27 protein-coding genes are annotated in these 25,493 nt (G+C 69.8%); 14 read left to right on the forward strand and 13 right to left on the reverse strand.

What is annotated here, in order from left to right:
• Window positions 1–142 precede the first annotated feature (142 nt).
• Complete coding sequence (locus tag HRJ34_RS18860) at window positions 143–1,903, forward strand: hypothetical protein (RefSeq protein WP_226948856.1); 1,761 nt, start codon at window positions 143–145, stop codon at window positions 1,901–1,903.
• Window positions 1,904–1,998: 95 nt separating this feature from the next.
• A complete protein-coding gene (locus tag HRJ34_RS18865; RefSeq protein WP_012049080.1) occupies window positions 1,999–3,594 on the forward strand; it encodes a hypothetical protein in 1,596 nt (531 codons plus the stop codon).
• A gap of 12 nt (window positions 3,595–3,606) precedes the next feature.
• Here the strand turns inward: HRJ34_RS18865 and HRJ34_RS18870 are convergent, their stop codons facing one another.
• From HRJ34_RS18870 to HRJ34_RS18880, 3 genes are read right to left on the reverse strand one after another with little or no spacing between them, the layout of a single operon-like run.
• The gene (locus HRJ34_RS18870) at window positions 3,607–4,329 is read right to left on the reverse strand and encodes a class I SAM-dependent methyltransferase (RefSeq protein WP_029995271.1); all 723 of its coding nucleotides are present in this window, start codon (window positions 4,327–4,329) and stop codon (window positions 3,607–3,609) included.
• Complete coding sequence (locus tag HRJ34_RS18875; protein ID WP_012049078.1) at window positions 4,329–5,333, reverse strand: glycosyltransferase family 2 protein; 1,005 nt, start codon at window positions 5,331–5,333, stop codon at window positions 4,329–4,331. Before HRJ34_RS18875 ends, HRJ34_RS18870 begins: the two co-directional genes overlap by 1 nt.
• A complete protein-coding gene (locus HRJ34_RS18880; protein WP_208632116.1) occupies window positions 5,330–5,746 on the reverse strand; it encodes a GtrA family protein in 417 nt (138 codons plus the stop codon). The genes HRJ34_RS18875 and HRJ34_RS18880 overlap by 4 nt, the downstream gene beginning before the upstream one ends.
• 191 nt (window positions 5,747–5,937) lie before the next feature.
• Between HRJ34_RS18880 and HRJ34_RS18885 the strand changes: the two genes are divergently transcribed.
• Window positions 5,938–6,936: an IS30 family transposase gene (locus HRJ34_RS18885; protein WP_208632066.1), complete on the forward strand. Its 999-nt coding sequence runs from the start codon at window positions 5,938–5,940 to the stop codon at window positions 6,934–6,936.
• A 339-nt stretch (window positions 6,937–7,275) separates the two neighbouring features.
• Window positions 7,276–9,084 (forward strand): AcrB/AcrD/AcrF family protein, encoded by a 1,809-nt coding sequence (locus HRJ34_RS18890; protein ID WP_208632117.1) that lies wholly within the window; start codon window positions 7,276–7,278, stop codon window positions 9,082–9,084.
• A 9-nt stretch (window positions 9,085–9,093) separates the two neighbouring features.
• Here the strand turns inward: HRJ34_RS18890 and HRJ34_RS18895 are convergent, their stop codons facing one another.
• Genes HRJ34_RS18895 through HRJ34_RS18910 form a run of 4 tightly spaced genes read right to left on the reverse strand, consistent with a single transcriptional unit; the run spans window position 9,094 to window position 11,267 of the window.
• The gene (locus HRJ34_RS18895; protein WP_016745632.1) at window positions 9,094–9,735 is read right to left on the reverse strand and encodes a MarC family protein; all 642 of its coding nucleotides are present in this window, start codon (window positions 9,733–9,735) and stop codon (window positions 9,094–9,096) included.
• Complete coding sequence (folD, locus tag HRJ34_RS18900; protein ID WP_208632118.1) at window positions 9,732–10,646, reverse strand: bifunctional methylenetetrahydrofolate dehydrogenase/methenyltetrahydrofolate cyclohydrolase FolD; 915 nt, start codon at window positions 10,644–10,646, stop codon at window positions 9,732–9,734. Before folD ends, HRJ34_RS18895 begins: the two co-directional genes overlap by 4 nt.
• Before the next feature lies 1 nt (window position 10,647).
• Window positions 10,648–10,965: a DUF167 family protein gene (locus HRJ34_RS18905; protein ID WP_319025642.1), complete on the reverse strand. Its 318-nt coding sequence runs from the start codon at window positions 10,963–10,965 to the stop codon at window positions 10,648–10,650.
• Entirely contained in the window at window positions 10,962–11,267 is a 306-nt protein-coding gene (locus HRJ34_RS18910) for a YggT family protein (RefSeq protein ID WP_012049072.1), read from the reverse strand. The genes HRJ34_RS18905 and HRJ34_RS18910 overlap by 4 nt, the downstream gene beginning before the upstream one ends.
• A 192-nt stretch (window positions 11,268–11,459) precedes the next feature.
• Between HRJ34_RS18910 and HRJ34_RS18915 the strand changes: the two genes are divergently transcribed.
• On the forward strand, window positions 11,460–12,071 hold the full coding sequence (locus tag HRJ34_RS18915; protein WP_012049071.1) for a DedA family protein: 612 nt from the start codon (window positions 11,460–11,462) through the stop codon (window positions 12,069–12,071).
• Window positions 12,072–12,095: 24 nt separating this feature from the next.
• Here HRJ34_RS18915 and HRJ34_RS18920 read toward each other — a convergent pair whose 3' ends face one another.
• A complete protein-coding gene (locus tag HRJ34_RS18920) occupies window positions 12,096–13,172 on the reverse strand; it encodes an AI-2E family transporter (protein WP_012049070.1) in 1,077 nt (358 codons plus the stop codon).
• 105 nt (window positions 13,173–13,277) lie between these two features.
• On the reverse strand, window positions 13,278–14,099 hold the full coding sequence (locus tag HRJ34_RS18925) for a DODA-type extradiol aromatic ring-opening family dioxygenase (protein ID WP_208632119.1): 822 nt from the start codon (window positions 14,097–14,099) through the stop codon (window positions 13,278–13,280).
• A 110-nt stretch (window positions 14,100–14,209) separates the two neighbouring features.
• Between HRJ34_RS18925 and HRJ34_RS18930 the strand changes: the two genes are divergently transcribed.
• Window positions 14,210–14,593, forward strand: a complete 384-nt coding sequence (locus tag HRJ34_RS18930; protein ID WP_012049068.1) for a VOC family protein — start codon at window positions 14,210–14,212, stop codon at window positions 14,591–14,593.
• 108 nt (window positions 14,594–14,701) lie between these two features.
• Here the strand turns inward: HRJ34_RS18930 and HRJ34_RS18935 are convergent, their stop codons facing one another.
• Window positions 14,702–15,244, reverse strand: a complete 543-nt coding sequence (locus HRJ34_RS18935) for a TlpA family protein disulfide reductase (RefSeq protein WP_226948635.1) — start codon at window positions 15,242–15,244, stop codon at window positions 14,702–14,704.
• Between the two features lie 16 nt (window positions 15,245–15,260).
• On the opposite strand from HRJ34_RS18935, the gene argH reads away from it, so the two are divergent.
• The 4 genes from argH (at window position 15,261) to galU (ending at window position 19,220) form a co-directional block, all read left to right on the forward strand.
• A complete protein-coding gene (gene argH, locus HRJ34_RS18940) occupies window positions 15,261–16,637 on the forward strand; it encodes an argininosuccinate lyase (protein WP_012049066.1) in 1,377 nt (458 codons plus the stop codon).
• Window positions 16,634–16,879: a hypothetical protein gene (locus tag HRJ34_RS18945; protein WP_012049065.1), complete on the forward strand. Its 246-nt coding sequence runs from the start codon at window positions 16,634–16,636 to the stop codon at window positions 16,877–16,879. The genes argH and HRJ34_RS18945 overlap by 4 nt, the downstream gene beginning before the upstream one ends.
• A gap of 133 nt (window positions 16,880–17,012) precedes the next feature.
• Entirely contained in the window at window positions 17,013–18,284 is a 1,272-nt protein-coding gene (gene lysA, locus HRJ34_RS18950; protein WP_012049064.1) for a diaminopimelate decarboxylase, read from the forward strand.
• Window positions 18,285–18,350: 66 nt separating this feature from the next.
• Window positions 18,351–19,220: a UTP--glucose-1-phosphate uridylyltransferase GalU gene (gene galU / locus HRJ34_RS18955; protein ID WP_012049063.1), complete on the forward strand. Its 870-nt coding sequence runs from the start codon at window positions 18,351–18,353 to the stop codon at window positions 19,218–19,220.
• A gap of 53 nt (window positions 19,221–19,273) precedes the next feature.
• On the opposite strand, the gene HRJ34_RS18960 is transcribed toward galU, so the two are convergent.
• The gene (locus tag HRJ34_RS18960; protein ID WP_016745629.1) at window positions 19,274–20,269 is read right to left on the reverse strand and encodes an aldo/keto reductase; all 996 of its coding nucleotides are present in this window, start codon (window positions 20,267–20,269) and stop codon (window positions 19,274–19,276) included.
• An 82-nt stretch (window positions 20,270–20,351) separates the two neighbouring features.
• On the opposite strand from HRJ34_RS18960, the gene HRJ34_RS18965 reads away from it, so the two are divergent.
• From HRJ34_RS18965 to HRJ34_RS18975, 3 genes are all read left to right on the forward strand, one after another.
• The gene (locus HRJ34_RS18965) at window positions 20,352–21,131 is read left to right on the forward strand and encodes a precorrin-2 dehydrogenase/sirohydrochlorin ferrochelatase family protein (protein WP_041379285.1); all 780 of its coding nucleotides are present in this window, start codon (window positions 20,352–20,354) and stop codon (window positions 21,129–21,131) included.
• Window positions 21,128–22,045 carry a zinc transporter ZntB gene (locus HRJ34_RS18970; protein WP_012049061.1) on the forward strand — a complete coding sequence of 306 codons (918 nt, stop codon included), beginning with the start codon at window positions 21,128–21,130 and terminating at the stop codon, window positions 22,043–22,045. The genes HRJ34_RS18965 and HRJ34_RS18970 overlap by 4 nt, the downstream gene beginning before the upstream one ends.
• Before the next feature lie 94 nt (window positions 22,046–22,139).
• Complete coding sequence (locus tag HRJ34_RS18975; protein ID WP_208632120.1) at window positions 22,140–23,384, forward strand: alpha/beta fold hydrolase; 1,245 nt, start codon at window positions 22,140–22,142, stop codon at window positions 23,382–23,384.
• A gap of 15 nt (window positions 23,385–23,399) precedes the next feature.
• On the opposite strand, the gene HRJ34_RS18980 is transcribed toward HRJ34_RS18975, so the two are convergent.
• Complete coding sequence (locus tag HRJ34_RS18980) at window positions 23,400–24,065, reverse strand: YggS family pyridoxal phosphate-dependent enzyme (protein WP_208632121.1); 666 nt, start codon at window positions 24,063–24,065, stop codon at window positions 23,400–23,402.
• A gap of 22 nt (window positions 24,066–24,087) precedes the next feature.
• Here HRJ34_RS18980 and HRJ34_RS18985 point away from each other — a divergent pair, with 22 nt between their 5' ends.
• Entirely contained in the window at window positions 24,088–24,621 is a 534-nt protein-coding gene (locus HRJ34_RS18985) for a thiamine phosphate synthase (protein ID WP_208632122.1), read from the forward strand.
• 137 nt (window positions 24,622–24,758) lie between these two features.
• Here the strand turns inward: HRJ34_RS18985 and HRJ34_RS18990 are convergent, their stop codons facing one another.
• A complete protein-coding gene (locus tag HRJ34_RS18990; RefSeq protein ID WP_016745388.1) occupies window positions 24,759–25,421 on the reverse strand; it encodes a porin in 663 nt (220 codons plus the stop codon).
• Window positions 25,422–25,493: the final 72 nt, after the last annotated feature.

A 25,493-nucleotide genomic window follows, 5' to 3' on the forward strand; every position in this document is an offset into this window, starting at 1 on the left:
CCCCTCCCTTTCAAGGGAGGGGCCGGGGGGTGGGTCGCGAGCGCAGCGAGCGTCCCCGGCTTCGTCGCGAAACCCGCCAAGGGGATCGACCCTTATTCGTCAATTATCCCCCGACCCTCCTCGGAAGGGAGGGGAAGACGGAATGGCTGACCTCTCCCCCCGCCGCCTGATCCTCGGCATCGCCGCGCTCTGGGCGCTCGCGGCGACGGTGCTGCTGGCCGTCGCGTACAGCCGCATCGCGCCGCTCGAAATGTGGGACCCCGACGATTATCTGCGGCTCCAGCAGGTCCGCGACTGGCTGGGCGGGCAGAGCTTCTTCGACGTCACCCAATATCGCATCGATCCGCCGCACGGCGTGCCGATGCACTGGTCGCGGATCGTCGACCTGCCGATCGCCGGGTTGATCCTGTTGCTCCAGCCGCTGCTCGGCGGGGCGATCGCCGAGCGCGTCGCCGCCAGCGCGGTGCCGCTGATCACCTTCGCGGGGACGCTGTCCGCGGTCGCGCTCGCCACCGCGCGGCTCGCCGGCCGGCGCGCGGCGCTGCTCGCGGCGACGCTCGCCGCGACCGCGCCGATGATCCTGTTCCACGTCCTGCCGATGCGGATCGACCATCATGGCTGGCAGACCGCGCTGGGCCTGTTCGCGGTCGCCGCCTGCTTCGACCGCCGGCCGCTGCGCGGCGGGACCATGGGCGGCATCGTCACCGCGCTGTGGCTCGCCATTTCGCTCGAAGCGCTGCCGGCGGCGGCGGCGATCGCGCTGCTGCTGGCGCTGCGCTGCCTGTGCTGGGGCGAGACCGAGCGGCTCCGCGCCTTCGCGGCCGCCTTCGGCGGCGCCAGCCTGCTCCTGTTCGCCGGCTTCCACGGGCGCGCCGGCTGGGACCAATATTGGTGCGACGCGGTCAGCCCCGCCTGGTTCGGGCCGCTGATCGTCACGCCGATCGCCGCCGCGATCGGGCTGCGCATCGCCACGCGGCGCGGCGTCGGCGCGCGGATCGCGGCGCTGGTCCTGGCCGGGGCGCTCGGCGTCGCGCTGCTCGCGGCGACCGCGCCCGCCTGCCTCGCCGGGCCGTTCGCCACGCTCGATCCGGTGTCGCGCCACTTCTGGTACGACAAGGTCCTCGAAGGGCTTCCGGTCTGGCGGCAGCCCGTCGACAATGTGATCATGCTGATCGGCTTCCCGCCGATCGGCCTCGCCGGGACGCTGGCCGCCTGGCGCGCCGCGCGGACCAGCGCCGAGGCGCGCAACTGGCTGACCATGGCCGCGATCCTCGCCGCTGCCTTCGCTGTGGCACTGCTCGTCCAGCGCGCCGGCGGCTTCGCCCATGGCTGCGCCCTGCCCGGCACCGCCTGGCTGCTCACCCGGCTGCTGGGCAAGATCGATCGCTGGCAACGTCCACCCGTCCGCGTCCTCGCCTCGGCCGCGACCTTCCTGATGCTGTCGCCGATCGGGACGATCGCGGCGGGCACGCTGATCATGCACCGCGTCGCGCCCGTCGCGAACAGGAGCGGGCTGGCGCCTTGCTGCATCGCTCTCAATAGCAGCCTCGATCCGCTAGCACGGCTACCACGCAGCTCGATCCTGACCGGGCTCGACCTGACCCCGCGCCTGCTGGTCGTCACGCCACACAGCTATGCCGGCAGCGGCCATCATCGCGGTCCGCAGGGAATCCGCCGGGTGATCCTGGCCTTCACCCAGCCGCCCGAGGTCGCCCATCGCATCATGGTGGCGCACGGCATGACCTATGTGCTGATCGATCCCAACGGCACCGAGGCGAGCCTCTATGCCGGCGCCGCGCGTAACGGGTTGGCGGCGCGGCTGCTCCATGGCGAAGCACCGGAATGGCTGGAACCGGTGCCGCTGGAGGGCAGCACGCTGCGGCTGTGGCAGCGACGGTCCTGAAACGGCGATATACGGCGACGGGGCAGCCGATATTCCCGCCGGAATCGCGCCACCCCCTTGCCGTCCTTCCGCGCCCGACATAAGGGCGAGTCCCGATGTTCCGGTCCACACCGCCTCTGACGCCGCCGTCCGGCTGGTGGACGCGACCCTGGTATATCGCCGTCCTCGCGATCATATCGATCATCCCGCTGATCCGGCCCGAGGTTCCTCCGCTGGTCGACCTGATGGGGCATATGGGGCGCTACCGGGTCGAGCTGTCCGATCCTTCCTCGCCGCTGCTCACCGACTATTTCAGCTTCCAATGGGCGCTGATGGGCAATCTCGGCGTCGACCTGCTGATCGTGCCCATGGCGAAGCTGTTCGGGCTCGAGCTGGGCGTGAAGCTGATCGTCATGATGGTGCCGCCACTGACGCTGACCGGCTTCCTGCTGATCGCGCGCGAGGTCCATGGCCGGCTGCCGGCGACGGCCGGGCTGGTCGCGCCCTTCGCCTATTGCTGGCCGTTCCAGTGGGGCTTCATCAACTATGTGCTGGCGATGGCGTTCGCGCTCAACGCCTTCGCGCTGTGGCTCTATCTGGCGCGGATGGGGCGGATCCGGCTGCGCGCGATCCTGTTCGTGCCGATCGGCTGCCTGGTCTGGCTGGCGCACGGCTTCGCCTGGGGCGTGCTCGGCCTGCTCGCCTTCTCGGCCGAGATCGTGCGGATGCGCGACGTCGAGGGGCGCGGCTATGCCGAGGCGCTGTGGCGCGGCGCGCTCCACTGCCTGCCGCTCGCCCCGCCGATGCTGCTGATGCTGCTGTGGCGTTCGGGCGACGTACAGGGGGAGACCGCCGACTGGTTCAACTGGAAGGCCAAATATGTCTATCTGGTCTCCTCGCTGCGCACCCAGTGGATGGAATTCGACATCTGGCTGGTGTCGCTGCTGATCATGCTGGTGCTGTTCGGCATCGGCTCGATCGGCTGGCGCAAGGTTGGCGTCGACATGCGCCGCACCCTCGGCGTCGCCACGCTGGTGCTGATCATCGCCTATGTCTTGATGCCGCGCATCGTCATCGGTTCGGCCTATGCCGACATGCGGCTCGCCCCCTATGTCGTCGCGATCGGGGTGCTCGGGCTGGTGCCGCGCACCACCAACCGGGTCGCGCTGGGCAGCATCGCCGCGATCGCGCTGGCGATCTTCGGGGTGCGCGTGTGGCAGGCGACCGTCCAGTTCGCCGGCATCTCCGCCTATCAGGAGCAGCAGCTCGCCGCGCTCGACCATGTCGACCGCAACGCCCGCGTCTTCGCGCTGGTCGACCTGCCCTGCCTGTCGCGCTGGGAATCGCCCCGGCTCGAACATCTCGGCGCGATGGCGATCGTCCGGCGGGAAGCGTTCGTCAACGGCCAGTGGACGATGGCGGGCGCGCAGCTGCTGTCGATCACCTACGCCCCCGCCAAGGGCTATGCCGAGGACCCGACCCAGGTGATGCGCCCGCGCCGCTGCCGCGCGCCGCGATCGCGCAGCATCGAAAGCTCGATCGCGCTCTTCCCGCGCGAGGCGTTCGACTATCTGTGGCTGATCAACGCCCCGCGCGATCGCTGGCCGATCAACGATCCGTCGCTCAAGCTGATCTGGAACGGCGGCGAGCGCGGCGCGCTCTACAGCATCCAGGAAGACGTCGCGCCCTTCCGCTTCAAGCCGGTGCGCTGACCCGTTCGGGCCTTACGGCTCCGCGACGATCGCGATCGAGACGCCGAACGGCACCGGCACCCGCGCCGCCCAGAGGCGCTCGGCCCCGAACAGCGTCGTCAGCGCCGCGTTGACCGGCCTGGACGGCATCGCATCGTCGCCGCCTTCCTTGCCCGAGAGCTTGCCGAGCAGCCGCACCGCCGCGATCAGCGGGAACAGCACGCTGTTGAAATGGGTCAGGTAGCGGGCCTTCAGCCCCGCCCGGCCGAACACGCCGCGCAGCTGCCCGGCGGTGTAGCGGCGCTGGTGGTGGTGGGCGACGTCGTGGGCGCTCCACATCCACGGCGCGCCCGGCACGGTGACGAGGATGCGCCCGCCCGGCGCCAGCTTGTCCTTCAGGCAGGCCAGCGCCTCGACGTCGCCGGGGATATGCTCGAGCACGTCGAGCAGCACGATCAGGTCATAGGCGCCGTCGTCGAGCGGCACGTCCGGCAGATAGCCGCCCTTGATCTTCAGGCCGCTGCGCTGCTCGGCGAAGGCGCGGGCGCCGTCGTCGGGCTCGATCGCGTCGACCGCGCCGTAGCGCTGGAGCAGCGCGAGGTTCGAGCCGGTCCCCGCCCCCACTTCCAGGATGCGCATCGGCCCCGGCTTCGGCCGGTGGCGCTCGATCAGGCTGGCGATGATCCGGCGGCGGGCGACGAACCACCAATGGTCCTGGTCGATCTCCGCCATGCGGTCATAGGTGGCGCGGTCCATCAGTCGGCGTCCTCGATCTCGGGCTCAGCACAGCCTATGCGTTGCCGGACGATGTAGATCGGCCGCTTCTTGGTCTCGACCAGGATGCGCCCGACATATTCGCCGAGGATGCCGAGCGAGAGGAGCTGGACCCCGCCGAGGAACAGCGTCGCGACCATCAGCGACGGATAGCCCGCCACGTCGGCGCCGTAGATCAGCGTGCGGACGCCGATATAGACCGCATAGACCAGCGCCACCACCGCGATCACCGCGCCGACATAGGACCACACCCGCAGGGGCGCGGTCGACGCCGAGGTGATGCCGTCGATCGCGAGCTGCCACAGCTTCCAGTAATTGAACTTGGTGGTGCCGACGGCGCGCTCGGCCCGGTCATATTCGACCGCGGTCTGGCGAAAGCCCGACCAGGCGAACAGGCCCTTCATGAAGCGGTTGCGCTCGGGCATCCGCTTGATCACCTCGACGACCTTGCGGTCGAGCAGGCGGAAATCGCCGGCATGCTCGGGGATCTTGTCCATCGAGAGCCAGTTGTGCGCGCGATAATAGAGGTCGGCGGTCAGCCGCTTGGGCAGGCTGTCGGTCAGCCGGTTGCGCCGGACGCCGTAGACCACCTCATAGCCGTCGCGCCACTTGTCGATCATCGCGCCGATCACCTCGGGCGGGTCCTGCATGTCGACGTCGATCGGCACCACCACCGCGCCGCGGGCATGGTCGAGCCCGGCCGACAGCGCGGCTTCCTTGCCGAAGTTGCGCGACAGCGACAGCGCCGCGACGCGGCGGTCGGCGTCGTGCGCGACCAGGATCGCCGCCATCGTCCGGTCGGTGCTGCCGTCATCGATGAAGACGATCTCCCAGCCGATCGGCGCGCCCTGCGGATCGCGCAGCGCGTCGAGCACCCGCGTCATTCGCGTGACGAAGGGGACGATCGCATCCTCCTCGTCCTTCACCGGGACGATGACGGACAGCAGGGGGACGGAGAGCAGGGGAACCGGCAGCGTCTCGCTCATTCGAACACCCATTGGCGGTTCAGCCAGAAGACCAGGAGCGGCGTCACGCCCAGCACCAGCGGATAGGGCGACCAGATCGGAAGGTCCATATGCTGGACGAGCAGCCACACCCACAGGCTGTTGAGCGCGAAGCTGATCAGCGAGACGATCGCGAAGCGCGCGATCCGCACCCCCTGCCGGTCGCGCCCGCCATGGCCGCGAAAGCTCCACTGCCCGTGGATGACATAGCCGGTGGTCGCCGCGCCGACGAAGCCGAAAGTCCAGGCGAGGTTGGGATCGAAGCCGGCCAGCTTCACCAGCAGGTGATAGATGCCGATATTGACGAGCGAGGCGAACACCCCGGTGACCGCATAGCGGACGAGCTGGCCGAGCAGCACGATCCGCTCGCGGGAAAGAAGGGGCGCCTCCGGCATCGGCGCGCCATTCCACAAAAGCGGGGGCGGCTCAAGCTGGAGCGTAGCGGCGGCGGCATCACCCACACCGTCATCCCGGCGAAAGCCGGGATCTCCCTGCCTTTTCCGGTCTCCAGGAGATGAGGGACGTAGAGAAGTGAGATTCGGCGGACTCACAGATGAAGTGCACCACCTGGTAAGGTGGAAGCGCGATGGGAAGAAGCTACAGGCAGCTCGGCCTTGACGAGCGTATCGAGATTTACCGTCTGCATGCAGACGGTAAATCTTCGCGTGAGATCGGGGACGCGATTGGCCGGCATCACACGACGGTTGGCCGTGAACTCAAGCGTAATAGCCGGCAGACCAAGATCTGGCTGGGTGGCTACAACCCGCGTCGCGCCCATGAACTGGCCGCCAGGCGGCGGGAATGGGATTGCCGCTTCAAGCTGGAGCGCCAGCCGGACCTGCGAAAGATCGTGGAAAACGGCCTTGCGATGGGAAGCTCTCCCGAACAGATCGCAGGCCGACTGACCCTCTTAAATGGTCCCACCGTCAGCCATGAGTCAATCTATCGGTTCATCTACCACCGCTCGGCGCAGAAGGATTATTGGCACCGGCTCCTGCCTCGCCGAAAGAGTCGGCGCGGACATTTCGGCAAGCGCGGCGGCAGCTCCGCCAGCTTCATCAAGCAGCGCCGGCCGATCCAGGAGAGGCCGACCGAAGCCGACACACGGACCCAGCCAGGCCATTGGGAAGCCGACTACATGCTCTTCGCCAAATATGGCCACAACCTGCTCGTCCTTCATGAACGGCAGACCCGCTTCACCATCGTCGAAAAATTGCCCCATCGCCGGGCCAGGCTGACCGCATGCCGGATCGCCGGAAACCTCCGGCATATCCCCCAGCATCTGCGAAAAACTATCAGCTTCGACAACGGCACCGAGTTCGCCGAGCATTATCGGCTGCACCAATCACTCGGTGTCACCACCTTCTTTTGCGATGTCCGAAGCCCTTGGCAAAAGGGCGGCGTCGAAAACACCATCGGCAGGCTCCGCCGCCCCCTGCCACGCAAAACCAACCTCGAAACGCTCACCGCCAAACAGCTGCGCGCGCACGTCGACCAGCTCAACAACACACCCAGAAAATGCCTTGGCTTCCTAACCCCCGCCGAGGCATTCCTCAAAATCTCAACCGGTGCACTTCAAACGTGACTCCACATCCCGGCTTTCGCCGGGATGACCAAAAGGGGGCCAAGGGAATGCCATCGGCAAAGACGCCGCCCGGCGGGAACACGCTCCCCGGGGAAAGGGAACCCCGAAGGAGCGCCTCCCGAAGGGTGGAAATTGCCAGTCCGTTCCCTTCGTATCCGTTCCCGGATGGGCCGAACACAGCATGGCCAAGCTGAACCTCGCCCGAACGAACGGGACGGGCGCCGGCCTTCGGCCGATCGCGGCGAACGGGCCAGGCGCCCGGAGACCTGCGCTTCTTTACGCCTTTCCAGACGGAAAACCGGTATCCACTTTTCCTGAAAATGCTGTAATCGGGGCCCGATGCAGGACCGGAACGACGCGCAGTTCGAAGATCGGCTGATGGACTGGATCGAGCGCCGCTGGCGCACCGTCTTCTGGCTGATGTTCCTGGGGGCCTGCGCCTATCTCCTCTATTATCGCTGGGGCCAGGTCCGCTGGCTGGCGCTGAGCGACACCGACGACAATCTCCGGCTCGCCGAGGTCAAGGCCTGGCTCGGCGGGCAGGCCTGGTTCGACCTGCGCCAGTACAAGCTCGCCCCGCCGGGCGGCCTCAACGTCCATTGGTCGCGGATCGTCGACCTGCCGATCGCGGCGATGATCCTGGTCTTCCGCCCGCTGGTCGGCGAGTTCACCGCCGAGCGGATCGCCTGCGCGGTGGCGCCGCTGCTGGCGCTGGCGCCGGCGCTGTGGGCGATCGTGCTGACGGTGCGGCGGACCATCCACCCGCGCGCCTATCCGATCGCCTTCGCGGTGCTGATGTGCGCGCAGACGACGCTGTTCATGTGGATGCCGCTGCGCATCGACCATCATGGCTGGCAGCTCGCGATGCTGGCGCTGGTCGTCGCCGGGATCGCCGACCGCCACCCGCAGCGCGGCGGCACCGTCGCGGGCCTCGCCACGGCGGTGTCGCTCGGCATCGGCCTCGAACTGATCCCGATGATGGCGGTGGCGGGCGCGTCGATCGCGCTGCGCTGGGCCTGGGACCGCGAACAGGCAGGCCGGCTGCGCGCCTATGCGGTGGCGCTGGGCGGCGGCTGCGCGCTCGCCTTCGCCGGCTTCGCCTCCTACGACAACCGGCGGATGATGTGCGACGTGCTGTCGCCGGTCTATCTGTCGACGCTGCTGCTGACCTCGGCGCTGATGCTGGGACTGTCGCTCGCCGCCATCCGGGGGCCGTGGTGGCGGCTCGCCGCGCTGGCCGCCGCGGGCGCGGCCATCGCCGTCTTCTTCGCGCTCAGCTTCCCGCAATGCCTCGGCGCGCCCGAGAGCATCTCGCCCGAGCTCAAGCTGCTGTGGTTCGACAATATCCGCGAGGTGAAGCCGCTCACCACCAAGCCGTGGCGCGACGCGCTGCAGACCGCCTGGCTGCCGCTGATCGGCACGGCGGGGGCGATCGCCGCCTTCTGGCAGGCGCGGCGCACCGAGCAGGCCCCGGTCTGGGCGACGATCGCGCTGCTCAGCCTGCTGGCGACGGCGGGGCTCGCCTGGCAATCGCGCTTCGGCCCGCAGGCGCAGCTTCTGGGCGTCTATGGCGCCGCCGCGCTCGGCTGGCGGCTGCTGCCCCGGCTGCTCGATTCGGCATCGTCGCTGGTCCGGGTCGGCGGCACGCTGGTGGTCTTCTTCGCGCTGTCGGGGCAGGTCGCCCAGTTCGTGGCGATGATCCCCAAGCCCGCCAAGGAGGTCCGCAAGGAAAAGGCGCGCGCCGAAGCCGATCGCCAGCCGCGCCGCTGCACCACCCTGCCCGCGCTCGCCCAGCTCGACCGGCTGCCTGCCGCGACGATGCTGACCTTCATCGACCTGGGGCCGCGGCTGATCGCCATGACCCGGCACAGCGCGGTCGCCGGCCCCTATCACCGCAACGGCGACGCGATCCTCGACGTCCAGCACAGCTTCCGCGCGACATCGCCCGAGGTGGCGCATGCGGTGATGAAGCGCCGCGGCGCGACGATGCTGCTGCTCTGCCCGGGCATGGCCGAATCGACCATCTACAAGGCGCGTGCGCCGCACGGCTTCTACACCCAGCTGATGGACGGGAAGATTCCCGGCTGGCTGGAGCCGGTCGAGCTGCCCGGCAATTCGCCCTTCCGCCTGTGGCGGCGGATCGACTGAACCGGCGGATCAGCGCAGGCCGAAGGCCGCGCTGATCCCGTCGATCACGAACTGCGCGGCAAGGGCAGCGAGCAGCACGCCGAGCACCCGGGTGATCATCGCCTCCAGCTTGGGCCCCAGCACCCGCATGATCGGCCCGGCGGCGAGCAAGGCGGCCATGGTCAGCGCCAGCACCGCGAGCAGCGCGCCCAGCACCAGGATCGTCTGCTCGATGCCGTTACTGCGCGACACCAGCAGCATGACCGTGGCGATCGAGCCCGGCCCGGCGATCATCGGGATCGCCATCGGGAAGACCGAGATGTCCTCGATCGGGCGGCGTTCCTCGGCGGCCTTGCGGCTGATCTCGTCGGCGCGGCCCTCGCGCCGCTCGGTGCGCTTCTCGAACACCATCTCGAGCGCGATCAGGAACAGCATGATGCCGCCGGCGATGCGGAAGGCGTCGAGGCTGATGCCGAGCGTGTCGAGCAGCTTCTCCCCCACCAGCGCGAACAGGAACAGCAGCACCGTCGCGATCAGGGTCGACCGGATCGCCATCGACCGCCGCTGGCCGGCCGGGGCGTCGCGGGTCAGCCCGGCGAAGATCGGGGCGCAGCCGGGCGGATCGATCACCACGAACAGGGTGACGAACGCCGACAGGAACAGGGCGATCATCCGATCGCGCCCTCCGGCAGCGCGACGCCGGCGCGGCGGTGCGCGGCGACCAGCGTGTTGCGCAGCAGCACCGCGATGGTCATCGGCCCGACCCCGCCGGGGACCGGGGTGATCGCGCCAGCGACCGCCGCCGCCTCGGCGAAGGCGACATCGCCGACCAGCCGGGTCTTGCCCGGCTCGACGCCCGGCACGCGGTTGATGCCGACGTCGATCACCGTCGCGCCGGGGCGAATCCAGTCGCCCCTGACCATCTCGGGCCGGCCGACCGCCGCGACGACGATATCGGCGCGGCGCACCACCTCGGCCAGGTCGCGGGTGCGGCTGTGCGCGATCGTCACCGTGCAATTCTCGGCGAGCAGCAGCGCCGCCATCGGCTTGCCGACGATGTTCGAGCGGCCGATCACCACCGCCTCCAGCCCCGACAGGTCGCCGCGCCGGTCCTTGAGCAGCATCAGGCAGCCGAGCGGGGTGCACGGCACATAGCCCGCCTCGCCCACCGCCAGCCGCCCGGCGTTGACGACGTGGAAGCCGTCGACGTCCTTGTCGGGATCGATCGTCGCGATCACCTTTTTCTCGTCGATGTGCGGCGGCAGCGGCAGCTGGACGAGGATGCCGTCGACCCGGTCGTCGGCGTTGAGCCGCTCGACCAGGGCGAGCAGCTCCGTCTCGCTCGCGGTCGCCGGCAGGCGGTGCTCGAAGCTCTCCATCCCCGCCTCGACGGTCGCCTTGTGCTTCGAACGGACATAGACTTGGCTCGCCGCGTCCTCGCCGACCAGCACCACGGCGAGGCCGGGCGCGCGGCCGGCGGCGACGCGGAAGGCCGGAACCGCCGTGGCGACCCGGGCGCGCAAGCCCGCCGCATAGGCCTTGCCGTCGATGATCTCAGCCCCGTTCATGCCCACCCGTTCCATCCTATTCGATCATGCGTTGAAGGGCGGCCGCCAGCGCGGCGGGATCGCCCGAAACATGGAGCCTCTTTAGCCGCGAGGTCGCGCCGCTGGCCAGCGTCACGTCGCGCTTGGCGACGCCCAGCGCCTTGGCGACCAGCCGCACCAGCGCCTCGTTCGCCGCCCCGTCGCTGGGCGCGGCGGCGAGCTTGACCGAAAGCCAATGCCGCCCGTCGGCGGCGGTGACGACCCCCTCGATCGAATCGCGCCCGGCCTTGGGGCTGGCGCGAACCGCGAGGTGAATCCCGTCGGCAACCGCCGTCCAGGGGTCCCCGATTTTCAGACCCCGGCCATCATCGCCTGCGCCTGGGCGTGCGGTATGACGATCCGGGTGAGGATGTTGATGATCAGCAGCGCGACCAGCGGCGACAGGTCGAGCGCGCCGAAGTCGGGAAGGATGCGGCGGATCGGCCGGTAGATCGGCTCGGTGATCACGTTGAGCGCGTAGAGCACCTGCCGGACGAAATCATTATAGGTGTTGATCACGTTGAACGCGACCAGCCAGGACAGGATCGCCTGGATGATGATCACCCAGGTCAGCGCGCCGAGCAGATAGGCGACGATCTCTAACAGGACGGCAAGCATCTGGAGCCCTTTGCAGTGAAGCCGCCGATGTAATGACCGCATCGGCCCGGGGCAACCGGGTGACCGTATCAACACATCCTATCTCGTCATGCCGGCGGAGGCCGGCATGACGAACGACGGGACAATCTTCCATGACGCGCCCGCCCCGCCCCGCTATGGTCCCCGCCTCGGGGCGGCCGCGCAGGTGGATGGATGGATTTCGGACAGCTCGTCGGGGCGATCGGCCCCTGGGCGATCGCGCTCGGCGCGGGTTTCGAGGGCGAGACCGCGGCGATCGCCGGCGGGGTGATGGCGCATCGCGCGCTGTTCCCGCTCTGGGCCGCCTTCCTCGCCACCGCCTTCGGCGCGGTCGTCGCCGACCAGATCTTCTTCCAGATCGGCCGCCGCTTCCGCGACCGGCCGTTCGTCGTCCACGTCCGGCAGAAGCCGGCCTTCGCCAAGGCGGTCGGCTTCATCGAACGCTATCCCACCGGCTTCATCCTCGCCTTCCGCTTCGTCTACGGCTTCCGCACGGTCAGTCCGATCGCGATCGGGCTGTCGACGATCCCGCTGCGCCGCTTCGCGATACTCAACATCGTCGCGGCGCTGCTCTGGTCGGCGGTGTTCACCACGATCGGCTATCTGTTCGGGCCGACCGTCGACCGCATCATCGCGGCGCTGGCGCCCTACAAGACCGAGCTGATGATCGCCTTCCCGATCCCCGGCACCTGCCTGCTGCTCTGGCTGCTGTGGCGGCGACACCGCCAGCGCCGGCGCGAGCGGATGAACCCGCCCTTCCACGCTCCCGAAATCGCCGAAAGCTGATCGCCGAGCGCTGACCGCGCCCGGTCAGCGGCTCGCGGCGCGGCGCTGCTCGGTGACGATGTTCCAGGTGCCGATGAACAGCGCGGCGACCACCGGCCCGACGATGAAGCCGTGGAAACCGAACAGCTGGAGCCCGCCCAGCGTCGAGATCAGCACGACATAGTCGGGCATGCGGGTGTCGCGGCCGACCAGCAGCGGACGCAGCACATTGTCGATCGACCCGATCACCAGCGCACCCGCGACGACCAGGATGATCCCCTTCACCACCGCGCCGGTGGCGAACAGGTAGAGCGCGACCGGCACCCAGACGATGCCGCAGCCGATCGCCGGGATCAGCGAGAAGATCGCCATCATCGTCCCCCACAGCAGCGCCCCTTCGATGCCGAGCAGCGCGAAGGTGACGCCGCCGGTGAAGCCCTGGACGATCGCGACGATCAGGCTGCCCTTGATCGTCGCGCGGGTGACGACGGTGAAGTTGCGGATCACCGCGCGCCGCCGGTCGGGATCGAGCGGGATCGATTCGATCACCCGGCGCGCCAGTTCCTCGCCGTCGCGGATCAGGAAGAAGGTCAGGTAGAGCATCACGCCTAGCATCAGGACGAGGTTGAGCGCCCCCTGCCCGACCTGCAACGCGTGGGCGGCGATCGCGCTGAAGCTGCCGCTGAGCGTCTCACTGATCTGTTGCCGCGCGGCGGCGAAATCGGTCAGGCCGCGCGCCGCCAGCCAATGGGACGCCCAGTCGGGCAGCGCGCCGGTCATCTGCTCGAACATCCGGGCGATGTCGATCTGGCCCGACTGGACCATCGCGTAGACATGCAGGAATTCCTGGATCATCGCCGATCCGAGGAAGGCGGCGGGCAGGATCACGATCAGGATGATGATCAGCAGGGTGATCAGCGCCGCGACGTTCGAGCGGCCCGGCATCCGGTCGAGGATGCGGCGGTGGACCGGGCTGAACATCAGCGCGAGGACGAGCCCCCAGAGGATCGCGCCGAAGAAGGGCGCGATCACCATCGCGAAAGCAACCGTGACGATCAGGACGAGGGCGAGGAAGCTGCCGTCCTCGAAACGGAAACGCCGCGGTTCTTCGGATTCGCTCACTCGGTGCTTCCCCTTCGATATTCCGGCGATCGATCGCGCAGCGCGCGGACGATTGCCACAGGAAAATGAACCGGCGCGGCGCTGGTTCCTTTTGCCGTCATCCCATCAATCGAACCTGAACCCGGAGATCATCGTGTCCATCACCAGCTCGCCATAGATGCGCGATCCGGGGCCGTCGGAGGCGCCGGCCGCGACCATCAGCGGCAGCAGATGTTCCTCGCGCGGATGGGCGAAGCGCGCGGCGGGGGCATCGGCCCAGCCGCCCAGCCGTCCCTCGCGGCCCGCCGCGTCGCCCTCGACCGCGCCGGCCAGCCAGTCGTCGAACGCCAGCGACGGCTCGGTCGCGCGGTCGTCGCGATAGGCGCGCAGGTTGTGGAAGCTCATCCCCGCGCCGATGACCAGCACGCCTTCGTCGCGCAGCGGGCGCAACGCGCGGCCGACCCGATAAGCGATCACCGGGTCGAGCCCGTGGTCGAGCGACATTTCGACCACGGGGACGTCGGCGTCGGGAAAGGCGACCTTGAGCGGCACGAACACGCCATGGTCGATGCCGCGATCGGGATCGGTCGCGGCCGGATGGCCGGCGGCGCGGAGCAGCCCGGCGGCCCGCTCGGCCAGCGCCGGATCGCCGGGGGCGGGCCATGTCAGCGCATAGGTGTGCGGCGGGAAGTTGTAATAGTCGAAGATCAGCGGCGGGCGCGGCGAGGCCGAGAAGCGGAAGCCATCGGTCTCCCAATGACCCGAGACGATCAGGATCGCGCGCGGCCGCTCGGGCAGCCGCTCGGGCAGGCTCCGCAGGAACGCCTCCATCCCGGTCCAGGTGCCGGCGGGATCGTCCATGAAGAAACAGGGTCCCCCGCCATGCGGGATGTAGAAGCTGGGCTGGCGCATCGTCATGGGTGAGAGATCGGCAGCCGGTCGTTGCATTTCAAGAACGGATGCCGGTGCAGGCAGCCGCGAGGGCCCATCACGGCATCGACATCGCGCCGGGGCTGGTGCAATCAGCCACGGCACCACCTGTCGAAAAGGAGAGACGCGTGTTCAGCCACATCATGGTCGGTACCGACGACCTCGAGGCCTCCAAGAAATTCTACGATGCCGTGCTCGGCACGCTCGGCGTCAAGCCGGGCCGCGACGATCCGGGCAAGAACCGCATCTTCTGGGCGGCGCCCAACGGCATGTTCGGGGTGACCAAGCCGATCGACGGCAAGTCCGCCTGCCACGCCAATGGCGGCACGATCGGTTTCGCCGCCGACTCGCCCGAGCAGGCCGACCGCTGGCATGCGGCCGGCGTCGCCAACGGCGGCACGAGCTGCGAGGATGCGCCCGGCGTGCGCGACATGGGCGCGTTCAAGCTCTACCTCGCCTATCTGCGCGATCCCGACGGCAACAAGCTCTGCGCGATGTACCGGGTGCCGTAACCCCCTCTCACCGTCATGCCGGCGGAGGCCGGCATCTCGGGAGGTTAGCGCGGAACCCCATCTCCTGAGACCCCGGCCTCCGCCGGGGTGACGGCGGGGGAAGGTGTCCTACCCCCCGACAGCGTCGCCGATCAGCTTCTTCGCCGGCGCGCCGTTCCAGTCCATCATCCCGTAGACGCGCCACAGCTCCTTGCCCTTGGCGTCGTAGAACACGGTGGTCGGCAGCGTCTCGGTGCCGAGCGCGGTCATCAGCACGTTCTGCTGGTCGCTATGGCGGGTCAGCGCCTTGAAGCCTTTCTCCTTGAAGAAGGGCTCGACCGCCTTGGCGCCCTCCAGGTCCTCGCTGACGGTGATCAGCCGGAAGCGGTCGTCCTCGGCCGCCATCCTGTCGAGCGTCGGCATCTCGGCGATGCACGGCGCGCACCAGGTCGCCCACAGGTTGACCATCAGCGGCTTGCCCCGGAACTGGGTCAGCGTCGCCGGGCCGCCCTTCTCGTCGGCGAAGGGGATGGCGGGCATCTCCTTCCCGCGTTGCGAAATATCGACCCGGCCGACCGATTCGGCGGGCACGCCGCCTTGCGGGGCGTCGTTCGGTTTACTATCGCAGGCGGCCAGCGCCAAAGCGAGGAGACAGGCGATCAACGGCCGCACGGACAACTCCAACAAGATGTGGGGAGGGCGCTTCGCAGAAGGGCCCGCCGCGGTGATGCGCGAAATTAACGCGTCCATCCCGTTCGACAAGCGGCTTTGGCAACAAGACATCGCCGGATCGAAGGCGCATGTCGCCATGCTGGCGAAGCAGAAGATCGTGACCGAGGCCGATGCGGCCGAGATTTCCAGGGGTCTCGACGCGGTCGCCGCCGAATATGCCGAGCAGGGCGTGCCGGTCGACCTCGCGCTCGAGGACATCCACATGGCGACCGAGGGGCGCCTCGCCGAGCTGATCGGCGCGCCCGCCGGCCGGCTCCACACCGCCCGCTCGCGCAACGACCAGGTCGCGACCGACTTCCGCCTGTGGGTCCGCGACGCGATCGATTCGGTCGAGGCGGGCCTTGTCGCGCTGCAGGTCGCGCTCGTCACCCGCGCGTCGGAGCATGCCGCCAGCGTGATGCCGGGCTTCACCCATCTCCAGGTCGCCCAGCCGGTGACGCTCGGCCATCACCTGATGGCCTATCACGAGATGATCGCCCGCGACCGCAGCCGCTTCGCCGACGCCCGCGACCGGCTCAACCGCTGCCCGCTCGGCTCGGCGGCGCTCGCCGGCACCGGCTTCCCGATCGACCGGCACATGACGGCGGCGGCGCTCGGCTTCGACGCGCCGACCCGCAACTCGCTCGATTCGGTGAGCGACCGGGACTTCGCGCTCGACTATCTGATGGCGGCGACCCAGCTCAGCCTGCACCTGTCGCGGCTGGCCGAGGAGTTCATCATCTGGGCGAGCCAGCCCTATGGCTTCGTCAAGCTGCCCGACAGCTATTCGACCGGCTCGTCGATCATGCCGCAGAAGCGCAACCCCGACGCGGCCGAGCTGGTGCGCGGCCATTCGGGGCGGATCGCCGGCTGCATGACCGCGCTGGTGATGACGATGAAGGGCCTGCCGCTCGCCTATTCGAAGGACATGCAGGACGACAAGCCGCCGGTGTTCGAGGCGCACGACCTGCTCGCCCTGTCGATCGCGGCGATGACCGGGATGGTCGAGACGGTCGAGTTCGTCGCCCCGCGCCTGCGCCAGGCCGCCGAACAGGGCTTCTCGACCGCGACCGACCTCGCCGACTGGCTGGTGCGGATCGCCGACATCCCGTTCCGCGAGGCGCACCACATCACCGGCACCGCGGTGAAGCTGGCCGAGCGCGAGGGCGTGGCGCTCGACAAGCTGCCGATCGAGGCGCTGAAGGCGATCGACGAACGGATCGACGAGCGCGTCTACCAGGCGCTGTCGGTCGACGCCTCGGTCGCCAGCCGGGCGAGCTATGGCGGCACCGCCCCCGACCAGGTCCGCGCCCGCATCGCCGAAGCCAAGGCCGCCCTGGGGATCGAGGGATGAACATGCGCACCCTTCTCGCCGCGACCGCGCTGCTGGCGCTCGCCGCCTGCGGCAAGCGCGACGCGCTGCACCCGGCCGAGGGGCACAGCCTGCCGCCCAAGCCGGCGACCGCCGCGACCCAGCCCGACGTGCCGGCGCTGCTCACCCCGCCGGTCGAGACGCGCCCCGGCCGCAGCGACGACGTGCTGCGCCGGTCGGAGGAGCGCCCCGACGACCGCTTCAACCTGCCCCCGCCGGGCTGAGGCGGGAGAGCCCCCTCCACCAGCGTCATCCCGGCGGAGGCCGGGATCTCGGGAGAGGATCGGCCACCCCATCTCCTGAGATCCCGGCCTCCGCCGGGATGACGCCGACACCGCGACGGACAACGGAAACGACATGGACCATTTCAACCTGAAGGACGGCGTCCTCCACGCCGAGGACGTGGCGCTGCCCGCGATCGCCGAGGCGGTGGGGACGCCGGTCTATGTCTATTCGACCGCGACGATCGAGCGGCATGTCGCGGTGTTCAAGGCCGCGCTCGCCGCAGTCGAATCGGGGCCCGAGGGGCCGCTGATCGCCTTCGCGGTGAAGGCCAATCCCAACCGCGCGGTGCTGGCGACGCTCGCCAGGGCCGGGCTCGGCGCCGACGTGGTGTCGGGCGGCGAGCTGCTGCGCGCGCGCGCCGCCGGCATCCCCGCCGACAAGATCGTCTTCTCGGGCGTCGGCAAGACCGAGGCGGAGATGCGGCTCGGCCTCGAACAGGGCATCTTCCAGTTCAACATCGAATCCGAGCCCGAGGCCGAGATGCTCTCCGAGGTCGCGGCGGCGACGGGCCGGCGCGCGCCGGTCGCCTTCCGCATCAACCCGAACGTGATCGCGGGCACCCACGCCAAGATCTCGACCGGCGGGTCGGAGGACAAATTCGGCGTCGCCTATGACCGCGCGATCGCCGCCTATGCGCGCGCGGCCGAGTTGCCCGGGCTCGACGTCCGCGGCGTCGCGGTCCACATCGGCAGCCAGCTCACCGACCTCGGCCCGTCGCGCGCCGCCTTCGAGAAGATCGGCGCGCTGATCGCCGAACTGCGCGCCGCCGGGCACCGCATCGTCACCGCCGACCTGGGCGGCGGCCTCGGCGTCCCCTACGACCCGGCCAAGCCGGTGCCGCCGCTGCCCGACGCCTATGGCGCGATGGTGCGCGAGGTGACGGCGGGCTGGAACACGCGGCTGGTCTTCGAGCCCGGCCGGGTGATCGTCGGCAATGCCGGGGTGCTGCTGTCGCGGGTGATCCGGGTCAAGCCCGGCGTCACCGATCCGTTCGTCATCGTCGACGCGGCGATGAACGACCTGATGCGGCCCAGCCTCTACGACGCCTGGCACGATATCCGCGCGGTTACGCCGAACGGTGCGGCAATGACGGCCAACATCGTCGGCCCCATCTGTGAAAGCGGCGACAGTTTCGCCAAGAAGCGGGCGATGGACGCCGTCGGTCCCGGCGACCTCGTCACCTTCATGACGGCGGGAGCCTATGGGGCGACGATGGCCAACACCTATAACTCGCGCGCGCTGACGCCCGAGGTGCTGGTGAACGGGGACCAATGGGCGGTCGTCCGGGAGAGGCAGCCGATCGAGGCGCTGATCGCGGCGGACAAGCTCCCGCCGTGGGTGTGAAGATTTAGGGATATCCGGGCCGGCGGTTCATCATACCGTCCCGGAGCCGCCATAGAGGGAGCCCGCATGAAGCCCGTCCGCAAGGCCATCTTTCCCGTCGCCGGTTTCGGCACCCGCTTCCTGCCCGCCACCAAGGCCGTCCCCAAGGAGATGCTGCCGGTCGTCGACCGGCCGCTGATCCAGTACGCCGTCGACGAGGCGCGCGCGGCGGGGATCGAGCAGATGATCTTCGTCACCGGCCGCAACAAATATGCGATCGAGGACTATTTCGACTCGGCCTATGAGATCGAGAGCGATCTCGCCGCCAAGAACAAGACGAGCTTCCTCGACAAGCTCGAAGCGACCCGGCTGTCGCCCGGCAAGGCCGCCTTCGTCCGCCAGCAGCAGATGCTGGGCCTCGGCCATGCCGTCGCCTGCGCGCGCGACCTGGTCGGCGACGAGCCGTTCGCGGTGCTGCTGCCCGACGAGCTGCTGTGGAACCCGGCGTCGCCCTGCCTGAAGCAGATGGCCGACACCTATGCGCGCACCGGCGGCAACGTCGTCGCGGTGCTCGAGGTGCCCGAGGACCAGACCCACAAATATGGCATCGTCGATCCCGGCGCCGCCGAGGGCGCGGTGACCGAGGTGCGCAAGATGGTCGAGAAACCGGCGGCGGGCACCGCCCCCTCGCGCCTCGCCATCGTCGGCCGCTACATCCTCCAGCCCGAGATCTTCGCGCTGCTCGACAAGGGCGAGCGCGGCGCCGGCGGCGAGATCCAGCTCACCGACGCGATGGCCAAGCTGATCGGCACCCAGCCCTTCCACGCTCTGACCTTCGACGGCGAGCGCCACGATTGCGGCGACAATGCCGGCTTCATCCAGGCGAACATCGCGCTGGCGCTGGAGCGGCCCGAGATCGCCGATTCGGTGCGGGCGTTCATCCGGACGCTGGTCTGATCCCATCACTGGACGTCACCCCTGCCTTCGCAGGAGTGACGTGATGTACTCGACTACGCGAATTCCTCGGTCATGACGGTCGCCTGCTGCGCGGCGTTGTAGCGCCCGCCGGACACCGTCTCCTGATTCACCAGCGCGTCGAGCGCGGCCATCTGGTCGGGCGACAGGCGAATCTGGTTCGCGGCCATATTCTCCTCGAGATGCGCGATGTCGTGGGTGCCGGGGATCGTCACCAGCGCCGGATCGCGATGGAGCAGCCAGGCGAGCGCGAGCTGCGCCGGGGTGCATCCGGCCGCCTCGGCGATCGCTTTGTATGGACTATAGAGCGCCTGGTTCCGTACAAAGTCGTCGCCCTGGAAGCGCGGCATGCCGGCGCGGATGTCGTCGCGGCCCAGCATCCGGGGCGTTTCGAACGCCCCGGCGAGGAAGCCGCGCGCCACCGGCGAGAAGGCGACGAAGGTCACGCCGAGCTCGCGGCAGGCGTCGAGCACGGCGATCTCGGGATTGCGCGTCCACAGCGAATATTCGGTCTGCAGCGCGGTCACCGGATGCGCGGCATGGGCGCGGCGGAGCTGGTCGGCCGACACCTCCGACAGGCCGATCGCGCCGATCTTGCCCGCCTCGACCGCGCGGGCGAGCGCGCCGACCGACTCCTCGATCGGCGTCCTGGGATCGGGCCGGTGGAGATAATAGAGGTCGATATGGTCGAGCCCGAGCCGCCGCAGGCTGGCGTCGAGCGTCTCCGCGACCGAGGCGGGCGATCCGTCGACGACGCGCGGATTCTCGGCCGTGACGCGGAAGCCGCATTTCGATGCGAGCGTGAATTCGGCGCGGCGCGCCTTGAGCGTGCGGCCGACCAGCGTCTCGTTATGTCCGTCGCCATAGATCGCGGCGGTGTCGAGGAAGTCGCAGCCGAGATCGAGCGCGCGGTGGAGCAGCCGTTCGGAGGCCGCCTCGTCGGGCTGCGGGCCATAGGCCTGGCTGAGGCTCATGCAGCCGAGGCCGATGGGGTTGATCGAGAAGCGGCCGAGCCTGCGTTTGTTCGCCATGGTCATCCTTCCGGTTGCGTCCCTCCCCTCTGCCACGCGAAGCAGCTTGGCAAAAGCCGGTCCGCGCGCGACAAGGCGTGCGATGCACAGCCTGCCGATCTTCGTCGATCTTCGCGGCCGGCCCGTCGTCCTGCTGGGCGAGGGCGAAGCCGCCGAGGCGAAGCGGCGGCTGATCGAGCGTGCGGGCGGCCGGCCGATCGACGAGGCGGAGGGCGAGGGCCGCGAGGCGCGCCTCGCCTTCGTCGCCTGCGCCGACGATGCGGACGCCGAGGCGGCGGCAGCGCGGCTCAGGGCGCGCGGCCTGATCGTCAACGTCGCCGACCGGCCGGCACTGTGCGACTTCACCCTGCCCGCGATCGTCGACCGCGATCCGGTGCTGGTCGCGATCGGCACCGGCGGGCGATCGGCGGGGCTTGCCAAGGCGCTGCGCCAGCGGATCGAGGCGCTGCTCCCCGCCGGGCTGGGCGCGCTGGCCGAGGCTCTGTTCGCGGCGCGCGCGCATATTCGCACCCGCTGGCCCGATGCCGACGGCCGACGCCGCGCGATCGACGGCGGGCTGGCCGAGGGCGGACCGCTCGATCCGCTCGGCAACGGCGCGGCCGATGCGGTCGGCGGCTGGCTCGCCGCCGGTCATGCCGAGGCAGCGGACCGGATCGTGACGATCCGGCTGCGATCGGCCGATCCCGACGACCTGACGCTGGGCGAGGCGCGGCTGCTCGGCCAGGCCGACCGGCTCTACCACCGTCCCGACGCGCCGCCCGCGATCCTCGCCCGCGCCCGCGCCGACGCCGCGCGGCACGCCTGCGCCGCGCCGCCGGCCGCGCCGGGGCCGGGGCTCTCGATCGACCTGGGATTCGCATGACGCCGGGCTGGACCATCGGGCAGGAAGGCGCGGGGCAGTTCCGCTGGATCCATCTCGACGGGCGCGACGCGCAGGCGATGTGCTGGCTGGACGACGAATCGCACGGGCTGCCGCCGACGGCGCGGTTCAACCTGACCACCGCCGAGACCCGGCCGCGCTGCCAGCCGCTCCATGACGGGGTGATCATCAACCTGCGCGGGCCACGCCACGGCGACGAGCAGGACGAGGGCGACGAGCTGGTCTCGATCCGCATCTGGGCCGAGCGCGGGCGGCTGGTGTCGGTCAGCTATCGCCGGATGGCGGGGCTGGAGGACCTGCGCGACCGGATGGACAAGGGCGAGTTCCTCGACCCCGGCGACCTGATCGCGGCGCTGGCGGTGCAGATCGCCCGCCATCTCGATCCGGTAGTCGCCGACCTGGGCGACCAGGTCGACGATTGCGAGCTGGCCTTGTCGTCCGAGACCTTCCACCTGCGCCGCCACATCGCCAAGGCGCGCTCGACCGCGATCAGCTATCGCCGTTTCATCGTGCCGCAGCGCCAGGCGCTCGAGGCGATGGCGCTGCTCGAACTCGACTGGATCGAGGACGACGACCGCATCCACCTGCGCGAGGCCGCCGACCGCTTCGCGCGCATGGCCGAGGAGCTGGAGGCGGTGCGCGAGCGATCGGCGTTGCTCCACGAGCAGATCACCGACCTGCGCGCCGAGAAGATCGACCGCCGATCGCTGATCATCGCGATCGTCGCGATGATCTTCCTGCCACTGACCTTCGTCACCGGCCTGTTCGGGATGAACGTCGACGGCATCCCCTATGCCCATCACCCGCTATCCTTCTGGGCGGTGACGGGGTTCAGCCTGCTGGTCGGCACCGGCGTGGCGCTGTGGTTCGCCGCGGCGCGATGGTTCCGCAACTGACGGGCCGGGCGGCCATCCCGCTCGCCCATTCGCCCGTTCGCCCGCCGACGAAGCTCCTGTCGCGCGCGCCGCTCCGGCTTGGCACGGGCGGGGCATGGAGATCTATCGCAGCGACACGTTGCTCGTGCGCAAGCGCGGCGGCCGGTGCCGGAAGCACTGGGTCGTCACCTTCGACCATTATGGGATCACCGGCAGCTTCGACCGGCCCGGCTTCGGCGAGGAGTTCCTGGCGGCGCGCGGCATATCGCTGATCACCGTCCTCGGCCGCGGCAACGACTGGTACCAATATCCCGACATGGACGCGGCCCTCACCGCCGCGCGATCGGCGCTGCTCCGCGCCGACCGGGTGATCACCTATGGGTCCAGCATGGGCGGCTATGCCGCGATCCGCTTCGCCGACGCGCTGGGCGCGCATGGCTGCGTCGCGATCTCGCCGCAATATTCGAACGATCCGGCCAAGGTGCCGTTCGAATGGCGCTGGCCCGAGGACGCCCGGCGGATCGACTGGCGCGGCGAGCCGGATCGCCCGATCCGCTGCGCCGCCGATCCCGTCATCGTCTATGATCCGACGATCGAGGATGGCGAGCATGTCCGCCGGATCGCCTGCGACATGCGATGCCGGGCGGTGCCGATCCGCCATGCCGCCCATCCGGCGACGACCTTCCTCGGATCGACCGGCCTGCTGCCCGAGCTTGTGCTGTCGGTGCTCGACGGCAGCTTCGCGCCGACGCCGTTCCGCCGGCGGGTGATGGCCGCGCGCAAGACCGATCCGGTCTATCTGTGCGAGCTCGCCCGCCGCCAGCCCGCCTCGCGCGCCCGGCTGGGGATCGCGCTGGCGCGCCGCGCGGTCGCGGCGGCGCCCGGCGTCGATCTGGTCCACCATGTCCTCGCATCGCGGCTCGCACTGGCGGGACAGGCCGTCGAAGCCCTGTCGTCGCACGCCAGCGCGTGTGAGCTGTCAGGCGATTTCTGGGGCTATGCGCTGCCCTATGCCCTGGCGCTCGCCGAGGCAGGCGACCGGCCGGCGGCGCTGGCGCTGGCGAAGCGGCTGGCGGCAACCTATCCGGAGCAGGCCCATGTCCAGCATGTCCTCGGCCATCTGCTCTGGCTGTCGGGCCGGACCAAGGAGGCGCTGAAGCCCGCCCGCCAGGCGATCCGCCTCGCCCCGGGCAACGCCTTCTATCGCGCCGCGCTGTTCCGCTATCGCTGGCGCTATGCGGCCCTGCCCGCCTTTGCCGGATGGCGGCTGCTCCGCTGGGCGGCGCACCGCCTGCCGCGCCTGCCCGAACGGCGCCGCGCCATCGCCGGCCGCCGGCCGCTGGAGCGCTTCACGACCTGATCAGCGCCCCCTTGATCAGCGCGGGCCGAACAGTGCGGTGCCGACCCGGACATGGGTGGCGCCCAGCATCACCGCGGTCTCGAAGTCGCCCGACATGCCCATGCTGAGCCCGGCGAGCCCGTGCCGCCTCGCCAGCTTGGCGAGCAGCGCGAAATAGGGCGCGGGCTCGACATCGGCGGGGGGTACCGCCATCAGTCCGGCGACCGGCAGCCCTGCGTCGCGCGCTCGCGCCAGGATCGCGGGCAGCTCGTCGATCGCGCAGCCGCCCTTCTGCTCCTCGGCGCCGATATTGACCTGGACGAAGCAGTCGGGCCGCCGCCCCGCGCCGTCCATCGCCTTGGCCAGCGCCTCGATCAGCGAGGGTCGGTCGACCGAATGGATCGCGTCGAACAGCGCGACGGCTTCCTTGGCCTTGTTCGACTGGAGCTGCCCGACCAGATGGAGGCGGAGCGATGGCCCTTCCCTGAGTGCGGGCCATTTCGTTTCGGCTTCCTGCACCCGGTTCTCGCCGAAGCCGATCTGGCCGGCCGCGATCAGCGGGGCGATGGCCTCGGCGGGCTTGGTCTTGGAGATGGCGATCAGCTCGATCGCGGCAGGATCGCGGTCGGCCAGCGCGGCAGCATGGTCGATGCGCGCGCGGATGTCGGCGAGGCGGCGGGAAGCGGTGTCGATATCGGACATGGGCCACGCTATAGGAGGCGGAATGCAGCCCCGCCAGCCCGAGCTTCCGTCGTTGTGGATGATGACCGACGAGCGGCAGGGCGAGGCGCTGTGGGCAGCGCTGCGCCGCCTGCCGCCGGGATCGGGGATCGTCTTCCGCCACAAATCCTTGCTGGACCGGGAGCGTCGCCGCCTGTTCGAGCGGGTCCGCCGGATCGCGCGCCGGCGCGGGCTGATCCTGTTGCTGGCCGGCGATGAGGCGGAGGCACGGCGCTGGGGCGCCGACGGCGCGCATCACCGCCGGCCGGGCCCGCCCCGCGCCGGCACTGCCCCGGCCCACAACCTGCGCGAGATCCGCGCGGCCGAGCGCTCCGGCGCGGCGGCGCTGCTGCTGTCGCCGCTCCACCCCACCCGCTCGCACCCCGGCGCCCCGACGCTCGGCCGGATGCGCTTCGCGGCGATGGCGCGGGCGACCCGCCTGCCGGTGATCGCGCTGGGCGGCGTCGACCGGCGGCGCGGCCGCGCGGCGATGGCGGTCGGCGCCCATGGCTGGGCCGCGATCGATGCCTGGATGTGAGTTAACGAACGTCGCCCCAGCGAAGGCTGGGGCCCATGTCTCTCATCAGCCAGACGGCATCTGAGAAGGGTACAGACATGGATGCCAGCCTTCGCTGGCATGACGATCAAATCAGAAAGCGAAAAGCCAGCCCGGCGTCAGAACTTGAAGGCGGTTCCGATGTAGATCGCCTGGCTGTCGCGGCGCTGGTCGCTGCTCAGGTCGAGGCGCTCGCGCTGCGACTTGTAGCGGACGCCGCCCGACAGCTCGAGGTTGCGGGTCAGCGAGAAGGAGCCGCCCAGATCGACCGACATCGCCTCGTCGGGGCCGCCGATCGTGGCGTTGCCGGTGGCGCGCTCGGCGCCGAACAGCAGGCGGGTGCTCCACTTGCGGCCCGAATAGCTCAGGCCGATATCGGCCATCTCGCGGCCCTCGGGCACCGCGCCGCCATCGATCTTGGCGAAATCGCCCGACAGCGCGAAATGCTTCCAGCCGACCGAGGCGCCCAGGCTGTAGGCGCTGGGGGCGAGGCCAGCGGCGATGTTCGAGCTGTTGGCGGCGGCGAGCGCGCCGGCGCTCGGCTTGTTGCTGGAGCGGGCGCGGATCGCGACGGTCACCGCGCGCTTGCTGCTGCCGCCCGACGGCGTGAAGCGGAAGCCGGGATCGTTGAAGCTGCCGCCGACGCGATCGAACAAGGCGGCCTGGCGCGGGTCCGACGCGGTCGGGGTGAAGAAGCCGATTCCGCGGGCCTTCTTCTTGTCGATCTTGACCTTGGGGGTGGGCGCGGGCTTGGCGGAGTCGGCGGGCGCGACGAAGGCCATGGACGCAGCCGCAGCGGCGCCAATCAGCACTCCTCGGACCCCCTTTGCCATCATCCTGCGCAACTCGATTTT

The sequence above is a fragment of the Rhizorhabdus wittichii genome (assembly GCF_017607425.1).
Lineage (GTDB): Bacteria > Pseudomonadota > Alphaproteobacteria > Sphingomonadales > Sphingomonadaceae > Rhizorhabdus > Rhizorhabdus wittichii.